The 15,285-nt window shown below is 68.4% G+C and carries 15 protein-coding genes; 11 read left to right on the top strand and 4 right to left on the bottom strand.

The window, feature by feature from the left end; all coding sequences use genetic code 11:
* Positions 1–183 precede the first annotated feature (183 nt).
* Positions 184–804 (top strand): TetR/AcrR family transcriptional regulator, encoded by a 621-nt coding sequence (locus DIE23_RS03570; RefSeq protein ID WP_124610825.1) that lies wholly within the window; start codon positions 184–186, stop codon positions 802–804.
* 70 nt (positions 805–874) lie between these two features.
* Here DIE23_RS03570 and DIE23_RS03565 read toward each other — a convergent pair whose 3' ends face one another.
* Positions 875–2,608 carry a ClcB-like voltage-gated chloride channel protein gene (locus tag DIE23_RS03565; RefSeq protein ID WP_221623339.1) on the bottom strand — a complete coding sequence of 578 codons (1,734 nt, stop codon included), beginning with the start codon at positions 2,606–2,608 and terminating at the stop codon, positions 875–877.
* Between the two features lie 115 nt (positions 2,609–2,723).
* Positions 2,724–3,800, bottom strand: a complete 1,077-nt coding sequence (locus DIE23_RS03560; RefSeq protein ID WP_124610823.1) for a YeiH family protein — start codon at positions 3,798–3,800, stop codon at positions 2,724–2,726.
* A 111-nt stretch (positions 3,801–3,911) separates the two neighbouring features.
* On the opposite strand from DIE23_RS03560, the gene DIE23_RS03555 reads away from it, so the two are divergent.
* From DIE23_RS03555 to DIE23_RS03520, 8 genes are all read left to right on the top strand, one after another.
* Positions 3,912–4,805 carry a LysR family transcriptional regulator gene (locus DIE23_RS03555; protein WP_124610822.1) on the top strand — a complete coding sequence of 298 codons (894 nt, stop codon included), beginning with the start codon at positions 3,912–3,914 and terminating at the stop codon, positions 4,803–4,805.
* Between the two features lie 162 nt (positions 4,806–4,967).
* On the top strand, positions 4,968–5,732 hold the full coding sequence (locus DIE23_RS03550; protein ID WP_124610821.1) for a TIM barrel protein: 765 nt from the start codon (positions 4,968–4,970) through the stop codon (positions 5,730–5,732).
* A gap of 28 nt (positions 5,733–5,760) precedes the next feature.
* Positions 5,761–6,753: a sugar kinase gene (locus DIE23_RS03545; RefSeq protein WP_124610820.1), complete on the top strand. Its 993-nt coding sequence runs from the start codon at positions 5,761–5,763 to the stop codon at positions 6,751–6,753.
* Between the two features lie 112 nt (positions 6,754–6,865).
* A complete protein-coding gene (locus DIE23_RS03540) occupies positions 6,866–8,146 on the top strand; it encodes an MFS transporter (protein ID WP_124610819.1) in 1,281 nt (426 codons plus the stop codon).
* Positions 8,147–8,151: 5 nt separating this feature from the next.
* Positions 8,152–9,117 carry a D-glycerate dehydrogenase gene (locus tag DIE23_RS03535; RefSeq protein ID WP_124610818.1) on the top strand — a complete coding sequence of 322 codons (966 nt, stop codon included), beginning with the start codon at positions 8,152–8,154 and terminating at the stop codon, positions 9,115–9,117.
* Positions 9,118–9,427: 310 nt separating this feature from the next.
* Positions 9,428–10,471 carry a LacI family DNA-binding transcriptional regulator gene (locus tag DIE23_RS03530; RefSeq protein WP_124610817.1) on the top strand — a complete coding sequence of 348 codons (1,044 nt, stop codon included), beginning with the start codon at positions 9,428–9,430 and terminating at the stop codon, positions 10,469–10,471.
* Positions 10,472–10,525: 54 nt separating this feature from the next.
* Positions 10,526–11,314, top strand: coding sequence for a YhfC family intramembrane metalloprotease (locus DIE23_RS03525; protein ID WP_124610816.1), 789 nt, complete (start codon positions 10,526–10,528; stop codon positions 11,312–11,314).
* A gap of 12 nt (positions 11,315–11,326) precedes the next feature.
* Positions 11,327–11,689: a DUF3022 domain-containing protein gene (locus DIE23_RS03520; RefSeq protein WP_124610815.1), complete on the top strand. Its 363-nt coding sequence runs from the start codon at positions 11,327–11,329 to the stop codon at positions 11,687–11,689.
* Between the two features lie 66 nt (positions 11,690–11,755).
* On the opposite strand, the gene DIE23_RS03515 is transcribed toward DIE23_RS03520, so the two are convergent.
* Positions 11,756–12,187 carry a PGDYG domain-containing protein gene (locus tag DIE23_RS03515; RefSeq protein ID WP_124610814.1) on the bottom strand — a complete coding sequence of 144 codons (432 nt, stop codon included), beginning with the start codon at positions 12,185–12,187 and terminating at the stop codon, positions 11,756–11,758.
* Positions 12,188–12,317: 130 nt separating this feature from the next.
* A complete protein-coding gene (locus tag DIE23_RS03510) occupies positions 12,318–12,860 on the bottom strand; it encodes a Spy/CpxP family protein refolding chaperone (RefSeq protein ID WP_124610813.1) in 543 nt (180 codons plus the stop codon).
* Between the two features lie 339 nt (positions 12,861–13,199).
* On the opposite strand from DIE23_RS03510, the gene DIE23_RS03505 reads away from it, so the two are divergent.
* Together DIE23_RS03505 and DIE23_RS03500 are read left to right on the top strand one after the other, a co-directional pair.
* A complete protein-coding gene (locus tag DIE23_RS03505; protein ID WP_006481526.1) occupies positions 13,200–13,664 on the top strand; it encodes an Lrp/AsnC family transcriptional regulator in 465 nt (154 codons plus the stop codon).
* Positions 13,665–14,097: 433 nt separating this feature from the next.
* Positions 14,098–15,198, top strand: coding sequence for a saccharopine dehydrogenase family protein (locus DIE23_RS03500; protein WP_040144221.1), 1,101 nt, complete (start codon positions 14,098–14,100; stop codon positions 15,196–15,198).
* The last annotated feature ends 87 nt before the right edge of the window (positions 15,199–15,285 follow it).

The raw sequence follows: 15,285 nt of genomic DNA, 5'->3' as shown, positions 1-15,285 counted from the left end.
AGATGAGGTGAGAGCGGAACGAAGCCGGCAAGCGCGGCGGGCGCTTGCCCCGAGTGGCGCCGGCCGCGGCGCGCACGAACAGAGCCGAACGAGGTCGTTCGGAAACTGTGGCGGATTCTAATACACACCTGTATCTGAATGCAAAGATGAATCTGAAAGCCGGATGGTGCTAGACTGCGCGCCATGAAACCACAGCGCTTAACTCGCGAGCAGAGCAGGGACCAGACGCGCGAACGTCTGCTGAATGCCGCACACCGGATTTTTCTGAAGAAAGGCTATGTCGCGGCGAGCGTCGAGGACATCGCGGCGGCGGCGGGCTATACACGCGGCGCGTTCTACTCGAATTTCCGCAGCAAGTCGGAACTGCTGCTCGAGCTGCTCGAGCGCGACCATGATTCAGTGCAGGCCGATTTCGAGGCGATCTTCGAGGAAGGCGGGCCGCGCGAGCAGATGGAGTCGATGGCGCTCGCGTACTACCGGACGCTGTTTCGCGACGACGAGTATTCGCTGCTGTGGGGCGAGGCGAAGCTGCAGGCGGCGCGCGACGCGAAGTTTCGCGTGCGCTTCAACCAGTTCCTGCACGGCAAGCGGCTGCAGATGGCCGAATTCATCCAGCGCTTCGCCGAGCGCGCGGGCACGCCGCTGCTGTTGCCGGCCGAGACGCTTGCGTTCGGGCTGATGTGCCTGTGCGACGGCGTGCAGTCGTACTACACGGCCGATCCGCAGCACGTGTCGGCCGACGTGGCCGAATCGGTGCTCGCGGGGTTCTTCGCACGGGTCGTGCTGGGGCGCGCGCCGGACTAAACGATCCGGCGGGCGGGGCGGCGGTCGAGGATGCGGCGCCAGCCGCGCCGGGCGTCGCGCCCCGGGTATGTCAGCGCTCGCCGGTCATCCGCCGGTACGCGTCGAGCAGTGACGTCTTGTAGACGACGCCCGCGAGCGTCGGCTCGGCTTCGCTTTCGATCACCGGCAGCCGTTCGCCCTGGAACGCCATGAAGCGTTCGAGCGCGGTCGCGAGCGGCATGTCGGGCGTGAGCAGCGGAAACGGTGTATGCACGTAATGCGCGGCCGTCTTGTCGGTCGTGTCGCGCTTGTCGAGCAGGTCCGACGTGATGTCCTTCAACGCGACCGCGCCGCGGAAGCGCCCGGCGTCGTCGGTCACGTACAGATACTTCACCGGATACTCGAGAAACACGCGCGTCATGTCGGCCACGCTCGCGCTGAGCGGCACGACCGTCTGCGCGGGCTGGATCAGCTCGCGCATCTGCGTGGTGCGCAGCCGCAGCCGTTCCTGCGCGTCCTGATGATGGTGCAGCGTGATCTCGTACATCGACGTCGTGCCGGTCGCGCGCGCGACGAAATACGCGAACACGCACGACACCAGCAGCGGCAGCACGACCTGGTAGCTCAGCGTCATCTCGAAGATCATCAGGATCGCCATCAGCGGCGCCTGCGTCGCGCCGGCCATGAACGCACCCATCCCAACCATCGCATATGCGAAGTACGCGGACGTGTGGCCGGGCCACAGCGCGTTCATCGCGAGCCCGAACAGCGAGCCGAACACGGCGCCGACGAACAGCGTCGGCGTGAACACGCCGCCGACCGCGCCGGAGCCCGCGGTTGCGGCGGTCGCGATCACCTTGAACACCAGCACCGCGACGAGCGCCTGCCAGGTCCACGGCGAATGCAGGATGTGGTTCACGACGCTGTAGCCGTTGCCCCATACGTCCGGAATCCATACCGAGATCACGCCGACCACGAGGCCGCCGAGCGCGAGCCGCACCGGCAGCGGCACGGGCAGCCGCTTGAACTGGTTCTTCGACGCATCGAGCAGGTGCAGGAACTGCGGCGCGAGCACGCCGCACAGCGCGCCGAGCACGACGAACAGCAGCACCTCGGGGCCCGTCACGGCCGGGAACACCGGCATCTCGTACGGCGGCCGGTAGCCGGCGAATTCCCGCATCACGATGTTCGCGACGACGGACGCGACGACCATCGGCCCGAAGCTCTCCATCGCGATCGTGCCCAGCACGATTTCGGACACGAAGAACGCGCCGGCGATCGGCGCGTTGTACGCGGACGTGATGCCGGCCGCCGCGCCGCACGCGACGAGCAGGCGCAGGCGCGGCGGGTCGAAGTGCACGAAGCGGCCGACCAGCGACGCGGCGAGCGCCGCGAGCTGCACCATCGGGCCTTCGCGGCCGATCGAGCCGCCGCTGCCGATCGTCAGCAGCGACGACACGCTGCGCCACAGGCTCTGTCGTACCGGCACGACGCCGTCGCCGAGCGCGACCGCTTCCATGTAGTCGGTCTTGCTGGATTGCCTGTCGCCGCGCGTCGCGAGCAACAGGACACAGCCGGCCAGGAAGCCGCCCGCGGCCGGCATCCAGAAGCGCACGTACCAGGGCAGGCTTCTCGCCATCTGCACGAAGCTGCCGCTGTGCCCGGAGATCAGGCGCTGCATCAGGTCGATGCCTTCGCGGAACGCCATGGTCGCGAAGGCGCCGCCGACGCCGACGACGGCCGACCAGATCAGCATCGTATGGGCGTCCGACAGGCGGAACAGCGTCTGGGCGCGAGTGCGCAGCTTCAGCAGGAACGAGAGCACGGCTGAAAGAGGATGATGAAGAGGACGAAGGAAAACGACGCGAAGCATAGCACTGCGCCGCGCCCGCGGGACCTTCCCGTCGGGCGCGGCGCGTGTCGCGGCGTGGATGCGCGGCTCAGCCAAGCCAGTGCTGCACGGCCCAGGTGATCCCGTAGCCGCCGGCGATCAGCCAGACATACAGGATCAGGCCGGTGGTCAGGGCGCGGGGGCCGGCCTCGCGGATCTGCGACACGCGGGTTTCGATGCCGAGCGCGGTCATCGCCATCGTCAGCGCGAAGGTGTCGAGCATGTTCAGCGAGTGCGTGACGTCGGCGGGCAGCACGTTCAGCGAATTGACGATCACGAAGCCGAGGAAGCCGAGTGCGAACCACGGCACCGCCACCTTGCGCTTGCCTTGCGCGCCGTCGGCGGTCGCATCGGCCGAGCGTGCGGAGCGGGCGAGCCACCAGCCGAGCGTGAGCAGCACCGGCACCAGCAGCATCACGCGGGTCATCTTCACGATGGTCGCGACGTGCGTGACCTGCGGGCTGATGTCGCTCGCCGCGCCGACCACCTGCGCGACCTCGTGGATCGTGCCGCCGAAGAACAGGCCGAGGCCGGCCGGATCGAGATTGAGCAGGCCGGCGTGATACGCGAGCGGGTAGAGGAACATCGACAGCGTGCCGAACAGCACCACGCTGCCCACGGCCATCGCGCTCTGGTGCGGCTTCGACTGCAGCGTCGACTCGAACGCGAGCACGGCGGCCGCGCCGCAGATCGCGCTGCCGGCCGCGGTCAGGAGCGCCGCGTCGCGATCGAGCTTCATCACCTTCATGCCGACCCAGGTGCCGATCACGAGCGTGCTGACGACGACCAGCACCGACACCGTCAGGCCCGGCAGGCCCACCTGTGCGATTTCCTGCAGGCTCACGCGCAGGCCGAAGAACGCGACCGCGATGCGCAGCAGCTTGCGTGCGGAAAAGTTGACGCCGGCCGCCCAGCTCGCGGGCATGCCGTCGCGCAGCGCGTTGCCGTACACCGCGCCCGCGACGATGCCGACGATCAGCGGCGACAGGCCGAGCCCGGCGATCGCCGGCAGTTGCGACAGGCTGGTGACGGCGGCGGCGAACAGCGCGACGAACAGCACGCCGTTCAACTGGCCGCGCACCGACGGCGCGGCGTGGCTGAGATGGGGAGTCGGAGCAGTGGGCATGGGGCACCGGGATCAAACAGGTTGCGATGGCCTAATCCTAATTTGGTTATATCGATATGAAAAATTGTGATTTGTGACGTAAACTATCCGGAAAGCCGATAATTCATCCCCATGACCCCGGATCAACTGATAACGTTCGCGGCCGTTGCCGAACACCTGAACATCAGCCGCGCTGCCGTGGCGCTGCATCTGTCGCAGCCGGCCGTGTCGGGTCAGCTGCGCCTGCTGCAGGACGAGTTCGGCGAGCCGCTGTACCAGCGCGACGGCCGCGGGATCCGCCTGACGCCGGTCGGCGAGCAGCTCGCGCAGTACGCGAAGGCGCAGCGCGACACGTTCGCGCAGGCACGCGCGTTTCGCGACGCGGTGCGCGGGCTCGATGCCGGCACGCTGCGGATCGGCGCGAGCACGACGCCGGCCAGCTACCTGCTGCCGTACCTGATCGCGGCGTTCCAGCCGCGGGTGCCGCGGGTGGCGATTCACACGATGAGCGGCAACACGGCCGACGTGGTCGCCGCGCTGGCGTCGCTCGACATCGCGATGATCGAGGGGCCGCCCGGCGAGGCGCTGCCGCCCGGCACCGCCGTGCATCCGTGGCACGAGGACGAGATCGTCGCGGTCGTGCCGGCCGGACATCCGCTTGCCGCGCCCGACCAGGAAGCCGGCGTCACGCTCGACGCGCTCGCCGCGCATCCGCTCGTGCTGCGCGAGGAGGGCTCCGCCGTGCGGCAGCTCGTCGAACGGGCGTTCGCGCACGGCAACGCGCCGATGCGCGTCGCGTTCGAGATCGCGGGCGTCGAGGCCGTGAAGGAGGCCGTGCGCGCGGGGATGGGCGTCGGCTTCGTGTCCGCGATGTCGTTGCGTCACGAGGATGCGGCGCTCGTGCCGCGCTCGCTGGCCCCCGTGCCGCTTACCCGCCATTTCTCGATCCTGGTGCCGCATGGCGCCGCGCCGTCGCGCGTGGCCGCCCAGTTCCTCGAGATGAGCCTCACGCACGACGCCCGATAGGCGGCCGAAGCCGGTCCGGGCGCGCCGGATGCGCGTGCGCAGGCACACGTTCGCGCGGTGGCCGGTCCTAGGGATTTCCTCTATGGCGTGCACCAGGAGCGAAGCGCACCATCCGTCTCAAGCAAATGGAACCGGTTCCATTTCGGTGAAAAAAGGGCAGAAATGGCAGACATCGTGATCGTGGCGAGCGCATTCGGGATGGACCGCGTGCGTCAGGAGGGCCACCGTGCATTCATCGCGGCCGCGGCGGCATCCGGCGCGACCGGCTTCGAGGTGCGGCGCGAGCTGTTCGCATCGGACGACGACGCGACGCCCGGCGCGCTGGCCGCGCTCGGCACCGCACTCGCCGCGCACGGGCTGTGGTCGGTCTATTCGACGCCGGCCGCGTTGTACACGGAAACCGGCGCGCTCGATGCCGATGCGCTGCGCGACACACTCGTGGAAGCCGACGCGCTCGGCGCGCGCCTCGTCAAGTTCCAGCTCGGCGGCTTCGCCGGCGACGCGCATGCAGCCGAGATCGTCGCGCTGTCGCGCGGCGCGCGGGCCCGCGTGGTGGTCGAGAACGGCCAGCTGCCGGTGGGCGGCGCGCTCGCGCAGTTCCGCGGGCTGTTCGATGCGCTGACCGCGGCGGGCATGCCGGGTGCGCTCGGCATGACGTTCGACATCGGCAACTGGCAGTGGCCGGGCGAAGCGCCGCTCGCGTGCGCCGAGGCGCTCGCGCCGCACGTGGAATACATTCATTGCAAGGCAGTCGTTGGCGAGGGCGCGCGCCGTTTCGCGGTGGCACCGGTGCCGGGCGATCCGCTCGTCGCGGGCGTGCTCGCGGCCCTGCCGCAAGCGGCGCCGCGCGGCATCGAGTTTCCGTTCGATGCGGCCGACCTGGCGGGCGATGCTGGCCGGCGCGTCGCGTGGCTCGCCGCCGCGTGACGCCGGAAGGATACGGAGGAGTTCACTCATGAAAGCAGCACTCGATGTCGTGACCTACGGCGAAGCGATGGCGATGTTCGTCGCCGCCGAGCCCGGCCACCTCGCGCATGCGCAACAATTCACGAAGCGGATCGCGGGCGCGGACCTGAACGTCGCGATCGGCCTGTCGCGGCTCGGCTTCCGGGTCGGCTGGATGAGCCGGGTCGGCCGCGATTCGTTCGGCGGCTACGTGCTCGACACGCTCGCGCGCGAAGGCATCGACGCGTCGTGCGTGACCGTCGATTCGCGCTATCCGACCGGCTTCCAGCTGAAGTCGCGCAACGACGACGGCAGCGACCCGACCGTCGAGTACTTCCGCAAGGGCTCGGCCGCGAGCCACCTGTCGTGCGACGACTACGTGGCCGACTACGTGCTCGGCGCACGACACCTGCATTTGACGGGCGTCGCCCCGGCGCTCTCCGCGACTTCGTGCGAACTCGCGTTCCGGCTGGCGCGCGAGATGCGCGCGGCCGGCAAGACGATTTCGTTCGATCCGAACCTGCGCCCGACGCTGTGGCCGTCCGCCGACGTGATGGCGAAGACGCTGAACGCGCTCGCGACGCTTGCCGACTGGGTGCTGCCGGGCCTCGCCGAAGGACGGCAACTCACCGGGCACGACACGCCGGCCGACATCGCGGGCTTCTACCTGGCACAAGGTGCGCGCGGCGTGGTGATCAAGCTGGGCGCCGACGGCGCGTACTTCCGCACGGCCGACGGCCGCGAGGGCACGGTCGCCGGCGAGCGCGTCGCGAACGTGGTCGACACGGTCGGCGCCGGTGACGGCTTCGCGGTCGGCGTGGTCAGCGCGCTGCTGGAAGGCCGGTCCGTCGAGCAGGCGGTCGCGCGCGGCAACCGCATCGGCGCGCTCGCGATCCAGGTGATCGGCGATTCGGAAGGCTTGCCGACCCGTGCAGCGCTCGATCGGCTCGAAAACGTCAGCAATCGTGCCGATCGCCTAGAGGAAACCGTCACCGCGCAATGAGAGGCCGGACACGGCACAATCCGCGGACCCATTTCGTGCTTCGCGCACGGTTTTGCATGAGGCCGGACGGCGCAACGATTCGTCGATGCCGGTCTACCAAGGAGACACTCTGATGGCAGCCAATCTCGCAGCACGACGCTGGTGGACGATCATGCCGATCGTCTTCATCACCTACAGCCTCGCTTACCTCGACCGCGCGAACTACGGGTTCGCGGCAGCGGCCGGCATCAACCAGGACCTCGGGATCAGCAAGGGCCTGTCGTCGCTGATCGGCGCGCTGTTCTTCCTCGGCTACTTCTTCTTCCAGATTCCCGGCGCGATCTATGCGGAGCGCCGCAGCGTCAAGAAGCTCGTGTTCGCCAGCCTCGTGCTGTGGGGCGCATGCGCGGCGCTCACGGGCGTCGTCACCAACATCCCGTCGCTGATGGCGATCCGCTTCGTGCTCGGCGTGGTCGAGGCGGCCGTGATGCCGGCGATGCTGATCTACATCAGCAACTGGTTCACGAAGAGCGAGCGCTCGCGCGCGAACACGTTCCTGATCCTCGGCAACCCGGTCACCGTGCTGTGGATGTCGATCGTGTCGGGCTATCTCGTGCACGAATTCGGCTGGCGCCACATGTTCATCGCCGAAGGTGTGCCGGCCGTGATCTGGGCCGTGTGCTGGTGGTTCCTCGTGCAGGACAAGCCGGCCGATTCGCCGTGGCTCACCGCGCAGGAAAAGCGCGACCTCGACGCCGCACTCGCGGCCGAACAGGCGACGATCAAGCCCGTGCGCAACTACGGCGAGGCGTTCCGTTCGCCGGCGGTGATCAAGCTGTGCGCGCAGTACTTCTGCTGGAGCATCGGCGTGTACGGCTTCGTGTTGTGGCTGCCGTCGATCGTCAAGAACGGCTCCGAGCTCGGGATGGTCGCGACCGGCTGGCTGTCGGCGTTGCCGTACCTCGCGGCGACGATCGCGATGCTGGTCGCGTCGTGGGCGTCCGACAAGGTCGGCTCGCGCCGCGGCTTCGTGTGGCCGTTCCTGCTGGTCGGCGCGGCCGCGTTCGCCGCGTCGTATGCGCTCGGCTCGTCGCATTTCTGGATCTCGTATGCGCTGCTGGTCGTCGCGGGCGCCGCGATGTATGCGCCGTACGGCCCGTTCTTCGCGATCGTGCCGGAGCTGCTGCCGAAGAACGTCGCCGGCGGTGCGATGGCGCTGATCAACAGCATGGGTGCGCTCGGCTCGTTCGTCGGCTCGTATTTCGTTGGCTACCTGAACGGTGCGACCGGGTCGCCCGTTGCATCGTATGCGTTCATGAGCGCCGCGCTCGTCGCGGCGGTGGTCCTCACGCTGTCCGTCAAACCCCAGGCGCGCGATGCGCACCCGCTCGCGACGCCGCTGCAAGGAAAATGAAAACGATGAAGCCTCGTATCGTCGCGTACAAGCCGCTGCCCGATGACGTTCTCGCGTACCTGCGCGAGCAGGCGGACGTCGTGCAGGCCGACGGCGCCGACGCGCTCGCCGACGCCCTCGGCGACGCGGACGGCGCGATCGGCGCGAGCCTGAAGGTCACGCCGCGGATGCTCGATCGCGCGCCGCGGCTGAAGGCCTGGTCGACGATCTCGGTCGGCTACGACAACTTCGACGTCGCGGATCTCACGCGGCGCGGGATCGTGCTCGCGCATACGCCCGACGTGCTGACGGAATCGACCGCCGACACCGTGTTTTCGCTGATCCTCGCGTCCGCGCGGCGCGTGGTCGAACTGGCGGAGTGGGTGAAGGCCGGCCACTGGCATCGCAGCATCGGTCCCGATCTGTACGGCACCGACGTGCAGGGCAAGACGCTCGGCATCGTCGGGCTCGGGCGGATCGGTGGCGCGGTCGCGCGCCGCGCGGCGCTCGGCTTCCGGATGCAGGTGTTGTACACGAACCGTTCCGCGCACGCCGAAGCCGAGACGCAGTACGGCGCGCGGCGCGTCTCGCTCGACGAACTGCTCGCGCAGTCGGACTTCGTGTGCCTGCAGGTGCCGCTGTCGCCGGAAACGCATCATTTGATCGGCGCGGCCGAATTCGCGAAGATGAAGCGCGGCGCGATCCTGATCAACGCGTCGCGCGGGCCGGTGGTCGACGAGGCCGCGCTGATCGACGCACTGCGCGCGGGCACGATTCGCGGCGCGGGGCTCGACGTGTTCGAGAAGGAGCCGGTGCCGGCGGATTCGCCGCTGCTGCGGATGAATAACGTCGTCGCGCTGCCGCATATCGGCTCGGCGACGCACGAGACGCGCCATGCGATGGCGCGCTGCGCCGCGGAAAACCTGGTCGGCGCGCTGGCCGGCACGCTGCGCACGAACCTCGTCAATCCCGACGCGCTCGCGCGCGCCTGAGCGGCGGCGGCCAGCCGGCGGCGTTAGAGGCGACGGTCTTGGTGCGGGAGGGCAGGCTGCGTTATGATCGCCCGCTTGTCGCATCGACGACCCGGCCACGCGGCCGGCGGCGTCCGGCGACGGACATCCGTGCCAGGTCCGGTGCGGCCGATCGCCGTGCGCTTCAGGCGACCGGAGCGGGCGCGAACGCGCCGGCTTTGGTCGACCGCGAAGCAGGGCGGCGGCGGCGTCCGCCGGGTGGCTTTCGTATCCAACAACAATGGTCCGTCCGCACACGAAGCGGCGCGGATCGTACGTCGCGAGGCACGACTTGAGCGATTCGCAACCTTCCACGCAGCGTCCGGCGACGATCAGCGACGTCGCACGCGAAGCCGGCACGGGCAAGACCAGCGTTTCGCGCTATCTGAACGGCGAGACGCACGTGCTGTCCGCCGATCTGCGCCAGCGGATCGAGTCGGCGATCGCACGCCTCAACTACCGGCCGAACCAGATGGCGCGCGGGCTGAAGCGCGGCCGCAACCGGCTGCTCGGCATGCTCGCGGCCGACCTGACCAATCCGTATACCGTCGAAGTGCTGCAGGGCGTCGAGGCCGCGTGCCACGCGCTCGGCTACATGCCGCTCATCTGTCACGCGGCCAACGAGGTCGAGATGGAGCGGCGCTTCCTGCAGCTGCTTACGACCTACCGGGTCGAAGGGCTGATCGTCAATGCGCTCGGCGCCGAGGAAGACGTGCTGCGCCCGCTGCGCGGCGGCGGTATCCCGGCCGTGCTCGTCGACCGCACGGTCGAGGGCTTTGAGGCCGACCTGATCGGGCTCGACAATACCGATGCGATCGAGACGGCGCTCGCGCACCTGATCGCGCGCGGCTTCGATGCGATCCATTTCGTCGTGCAGCCGTTCGAGCACGTCAGCTCGCGGCGCCTGCGCGAGGCCGCGTTCCGCGCGGCGCTCGGTGGGCGCGGGCTGCCGGTGCCGCCGACGGTCGTGCTCGACTTGAACGAGCCCGCCGCAGCCGCGGCAGCGCTCGCCGACCTCGACGCGCGCATCGACGACGCGACGCGGCGCGGCGTGCGTGCGGCGCTGTTCGCCGCGAACGCGCCGGTCGCGCTCGCGATCGCGCGTCACCTGCGCGCGCGATTCGGCGCCGCGTGGCAGGAAAAGGCCGCGCTGCTGTCGATCGACGATCCGGAGTGGGCCGAACTGATCGGCATCACGACGATCCGCCAGCCGACCTACGAGATCGGCTACAAGGCCGTCGAATTCGTGCACGAGCGCATCGACGGCGCGGCCGGCGACGTGCGCGTCGCATTGCTGCCGGGCGAGCTGATCGCGCGCGCGTCGACCGCAAGCTGAGTATCATTCGGGGCACGCAGCGCGTCAGGTGCGCTGCCCCGAACAAGGAAATTCATGACTGTCGCCCCCGTCACGCTGGCGGTGCTGATCGCCGCCACGCTGATCATCGCGCTACTGCCGTTCGTTCTCTTCCGTACCCTGCGCAAGCCGCTTGCGCTCGACCGCCGCGACACGATCGTCGGCGTCGCCGTCTTCACGCTGTTCGCGATGATCATCGAACGCGCGTTCCATGGCCTCGTGCTGAGCCAGACGCCCGCTGGCGGCTGGCTCACGCAGCCGCTCGCGTTCGTCGCATACAGCGCGCTCGCGACCGCCGTGTTCGAGGAAGCCGGCCGCTATCTCGGGATGCGCTTCCTGAACCGCCGTTACGGCGCGTCGAACGGCGACGGGCGCGGCATCGGCTACGGGATCGGTCATGCCGGTGCCGAGGCCTGGTTCGTCGGCGTGCTCGTGTGGGGCCAGTGGTCGTATCTCGCGTGGCTCGCGAGCCGCGGGCAGCTCGAGACGCAACTCGCGGATCTGCCGGGCGATACCGTCGTGCGGCTGCACGTGATGCTGGCGACGCTGTCGGCACAGTCGATCCTGCTGTTGCTGATCGAGCGCTGCGCGGCGTTCGCGGTGCAGCTCGCGCTGTCGGTGCTGGTCTGGCGCGGCGTGCGTGCCGGCCGCGCGGGCGTGCTGCCGCTCGCGATCGTGCTGCATGCGCTGGCGGCTGCGCCGGCATTGCTGTACCAGGTGCGCGTGCTGCCGGCCGGATCGCTCGAGGCCGTGTATTTCGTGCTGGCAGCGATTCTGATCGCCGTGCTGGTGAAGACGTGCCGGTCGCCGCGTGCGGCGGCCTGACGGGAGGACGGAATGGACGACTATCTGATCGAATGCCAGAGCGCCGAATTCGATGCGCTCGCGCGCGTGATCTGCGATCTCTTTCCGGAGCAGACGCGCTTTGCCGAAAGCAGCGACGAACGCGGGCGGTTCCTGTCCGTGCAGTGGCTCGCGATGCGTTTCGGTTCGACGCCGAAACGGATGACGCTCGACATCCGCATCGTGCCGGCCGCGCTGGCGCGTTATCTGGCACTCAGGCCGATGCAGCGCGCCCGCAGCCATGCGGTGCTGCATGCGTACACGGAAGCGATGCTCGGCTCGCTCGAGGAGCGGCATGCGGCCGGTGAGGCCGTCGAGCGCGCCGCGGAGCTCGAACTCGACGAAGACTTTGCGTGACCGTTGACGGGAGCGCGCGCCGGCGCGATGCCGGCGCATAGCGTGTTACGCGTTACGCGTTACGCGTTACGCGTCGCGGTAGACCTGCGCGAAACGCCGCGCCTGCACGACGCCGTAGTCGCCGGGCGCATACTGCATCACCCAGTCGCCGGCAATGCCGCGCAGCGTGTCGCCGTTTTCCGAGCGGGCGATCGTGAACGGCTCGTCCATGCGGCGGGCGAGCACGACGGCCGGCCGGTTCCGGTAGGCGCCGGGCGTGCCGTGCGCGAGCGCCGGATCGGCAGGCAGGTACTTCGCGTCGAAGCGCGCGCGCGACACGACCCAGCGGTCGCCGGTCGAGCCGGTGATCAGCGCGTCGCCCGCGACATAGCGGTTCGGGCCTTCGAGGCTCATCAGTTCGCCGTCGGCATCCGCGAAGGCGACCGTGACGGTTTCGTCCTTCACGACGCGACGGGCCTGCGGGTCGGTACGGAGATCGATGTGCTTGAGTTCGAGCATGGCGAGGGGAAGTGCGGGAAAAGCCGGGAGCTTATCCCGAATCCGGCGCGCCGTGTGACGCGCCGGATTCCCGCGGGATGCGCGACGCCGTTCGGCCCGGACGGGCAGCGCGGCGCCGGCGAGGCGGGCGTCAGGGTTGTGCAGGCGCGCTTGCGGCCGGTGCGGCTGATGCCTTGCCTTCCTTGCTCTTGGCCTTGCCCGTGCCGCGGTGTTCGCCGCCGTGGTGCAGCCAGCTGCGGAACGTCGTGTCGGCCAGCGCCTTCTGGTTGGCCGGGAAGCTCGCGTAGAGCGGCGCGAATGCGTCGGCAAGCTTCTTCGCGCCGTCCGCGTTCGCCTGAGCGAGTTCCGCGTACTGCTTCATGTCGTCGACCGCCGACACGTTCTGGCTTTCCATCCGTGTGCGATAGAGGCGACCCATCGTGTCGCCGTTCTCGCGCATCGTGTCGGCGAACGTCTTCCATTGCGGTTCCTGGGCCGACGTGATCTTCAACTGATCGTGCAGGTACTTGATGCGCTGCTCGATGCGCGCTTCATGGCGCGCCGCGCGCTGTTCGGCGCTCGGCGCCGAGGCGGCCGTGGCTGCGGCCGGAGCGGGCTGCGGTTGCGGCTGGGTCTGCGCGAATGCGCCGGCCGTCACCGCGAGCATGGCGAGGGTGAGCGAGATTTTCTTCATGGTTGGCTCTCCGGGGTGGTGTCGTGCGAGCGGGCGCGGCGGCCAGTGCCGCGAGTGCGCATCTCGCCTCGTACGTTATTAGTAGCACGTTGGATGCAACGCGGCGGCGAAAGCGACACTTGCTTACATCCGATACGAATCGAAATTGAAAGGGACATAGCGGGCGGGCGAGTGTCGATGGTGTTGGATCGGCATGCGGGACGTCGCACGCGGACGAGGCGGGTGGCGCGAACGCGTGAGCGCGTGACGGCGGGCGATGCCGTTTGGGCGCACCGACGTTCGGCGCTATCATCGCGTCACGTTCCATTTTGCCGGCGCGCTGCACGCCGGCCCAGCCTCATGCGTCCACCTCGCCTCGACCAACTCGACGATCTCGACCGGCAACTCGTCGCGCTGCTGCAAGCGGATGCGCGCGCAAGCGTCGCCGATCTCGCGCGACAGCTCGACGTCGCCCGCACGACGGTCGTCGCGCGTATCGCGCGGCTCGAGCGCACCAACGTGATCGCCGGGTACAGCGTGCGGCTCGGCCAGGACGTGCTCGATGCGAGCATTTACGCGTACGTCGGCATCATCCTCACGCCGAAGTTCGGCAAGGACGTGCTGCGCAAGCTCGACCGGATGCCCGAGGTGCAGTTGCTGTGCGCGGTGAGCGGCGAGTACGACTATGTCGCGTGGCTGCGTGCCGATTCGCCGGAGCGGCTCAACGATCTGCTCGACCAGATCGGCACGCTCGAAGGCGTCGAGCGCACGACGACGTCGATCATTCTGTCGCGCAAGATCGATCGCGGCACGATCGGCGGATGACGCGTCGCATGCGGCGTCGCGTGTGACGCCGAGGCGCGATTCGTCGCGCAGGTCTTTCCTCCTTTCCCTTCTCTTGATACCCGCCGCCGGCGCTCGCCGCGGGGCGGGGCGTTGCCTCGCGCATCGTCGCGCGAGCGTCGTTGCGTCGCATGCGTGCCTGGGCGCGCGCAACGATTCCTGCGCCTGCGCATGTCCCGCTTTGCGTATTCCTTCCTGTCTGCCTGAGCGGGGCCGCAGCGGCCCGTTTGCGGCGCGGCATATACGCGATTTTTAGACGATTTGGTCGTTGTGACGAAATGCGTCGTCATTTCGTCGAATTAATCGGTCGTTTCGCATCATTCTTCGTCTTGGAACTGATTTTGCGCGTCCCTAAACTGTGTTCATGGCTCGACGCCGTACACCAATACCCAACTCATCATCAGGAGATAAGCGCATGAAAATCGCCATCGTCGGCGCAGGTCTGATCGGCCACACCATTGCTCACATGCTGCGTGAAACCGGCGACTACGAAGTCGTCGCGTTCGACCGCGATGCGGATGCGCTCGCCAAGCTGTCGCGTGAAGGCATCGCAACGCAGCGTGTCGATTCGGCCGACGCCAATGCGATCCGCGAAGCCGTGAAGGGCTTCGATGCGCTCGTCAACGCGCTGCCGTACTACCTCGCGGTCAACGTCGCCGCGGCGGCCAAGGCGGCTGGCGTCCATTACTTCGATCTGACCGAAGACGTGCGCGCGACCCACGCGATCCGCGAACTGGCCGACGGTTCGGACCGTGCGTTCATGCCGCAGTGCGGCCTCGCACCGGGCTTCATCGGCATCGCCGCACACGAGCTCGTGAACGGCTTCAGCGAAGTGCGCGACGTGAAGATGCGCGTCGGCGCGCTGCCCGAGTATCCGACCAACGCGCTGAAGTACAACCTGACGTGGAGCGTCGACGGCCTGATCAACGAATACTGCCAGCCGTGCGAAGCGATCCGCGACGGCCGCAAGCAGTGGGTGCAGCCGCTCGAAGGCCTCGAGCACTTCTCGCTCGACGGCACCGAATACGAAGCGTTCAATACGTCGGGCGGCCTCGGCACGCTGTGCGAGACGCTGTCGGGCAAGGTCGAGACGCTCGACTACAAGTCGGTGCGCTATCCGGGCCACCGCGAGCTCGTGCAGTTCCTGCTCGAGGACCTGCGCCTGTCGAGCGACCGCGATACGCTGAAGTCGATCATGCGCCGCGCGGTGCCGTCGACGAAGCAGGACGTTGTGCTCGTGTTCGTCACGGTGACGGGTGTGAAGGACGGCCAGCTCGTTCAGGACGTGTTCACGCGCAAGATTTTCGCGAAGGACGTGTGTGGGATGCACATGAGCGCGATCCAGATCACGACGGCCGGCGCGATGTGCGCGGTGCTGGATCTGTTCCGCGAAAAGAAGCTGCCGCAGAGCGGTTTCATCCCGCAGGAGAAGGTGTCGCTGAAGGCGTTCCTCGCGAACCGCTTCGGCAAGCTGTACGAAGGCGGCACGATGGAGCGCGTGCACGAAGTCGCCTGACGATCGGTCTCCGGCACGAGGGCCGTGCGACGCCGGGAGCGCAACAGCGCTTCCGGCGTTGTTTTTTTGAAGCGCGTTGAATCGGGG

It is taken from the genome of Burkholderia sp. Bp9143 (assembly GCF_003853645.1).
Lineage (GTDB): Bacteria > Pseudomonadota > Gammaproteobacteria > Burkholderiales > Burkholderiaceae > Burkholderia.
Note: the sequence above shows the minus strand (reverse complement) of the source record. Positions and strands in the feature narration are given on the sequence as shown.

Bases quoted from the DNA above. Each gene is read 5' to 3' on its own strand.
- DIE23_RS03570 (WP_124610825.1), top strand. From the start codon at position 184: ATGAAACCACAGCGCTTAACTCGCGAGCAGAGCAGGGACCAGACGCGC.
- DIE23_RS03560 (WP_124610823.1), bottom strand. From the start codon at position 3,800: ATGCCCACTGCTCCGACTCCCCATCTCAGCCACGCCGCGCCGTCGGTG.
- DIE23_RS03555 (WP_124610822.1), top strand. From the start codon at position 3,912: ATGACCCCGGATCAACTGATAACGTTCGCGGCCGTTGCCGAACACCTG.
- DIE23_RS03550 (WP_124610821.1), top strand. From the start codon at position 4,968: ATGGCAGACATCGTGATCGTGGCGAGCGCATTCGGGATGGACCGCGTG.
- DIE23_RS03545 (WP_124610820.1), top strand. From the start codon at position 5,761: ATGAAAGCAGCACTCGATGTCGTGACCTACGGCGAAGCGATGGCGATG.
- DIE23_RS03540 (WP_124610819.1), top strand. From the start codon at position 6,866: ATGGCAGCCAATCTCGCAGCACGACGCTGGTGGACGATCATGCCGATC.
- DIE23_RS03535 (WP_124610818.1), top strand. From the start codon at position 8,152: ATGAAGCCTCGTATCGTCGCGTACAAGCCGCTGCCCGATGACGTTCTC.
- DIE23_RS03525 (WP_124610816.1), top strand. From the start codon at position 10,526: ATGACTGTCGCCCCCGTCACGCTGGCGGTGCTGATCGCCGCCACGCTG.
- DIE23_RS03520 (WP_124610815.1), top strand. From the start codon at position 11,327: ATGGACGACTATCTGATCGAATGCCAGAGCGCCGAATTCGATGCGCTC.
- DIE23_RS03515 (WP_124610814.1), bottom strand. From the start codon at position 12,187: ATGCTCGAACTCAAGCACATCGATCTCCGTACCGACCCGCAGGCCCGT.
- DIE23_RS03510 (WP_124610813.1), bottom strand. From the start codon at position 12,860: ATGAAGAAAATCTCGCTCACCCTCGCCATGCTCGCGGTGACGGCCGGC.
- DIE23_RS03505 (WP_006481526.1), top strand. From the start codon at position 13,200: ATGCGTCCACCTCGCCTCGACCAACTCGACGATCTCGACCGGCAACTC.
- DIE23_RS03500 (WP_040144221.1), top strand. From the start codon at position 14,098: ATGAAAATCGCCATCGTCGGCGCAGGTCTGATCGGCCACACCATTGCT.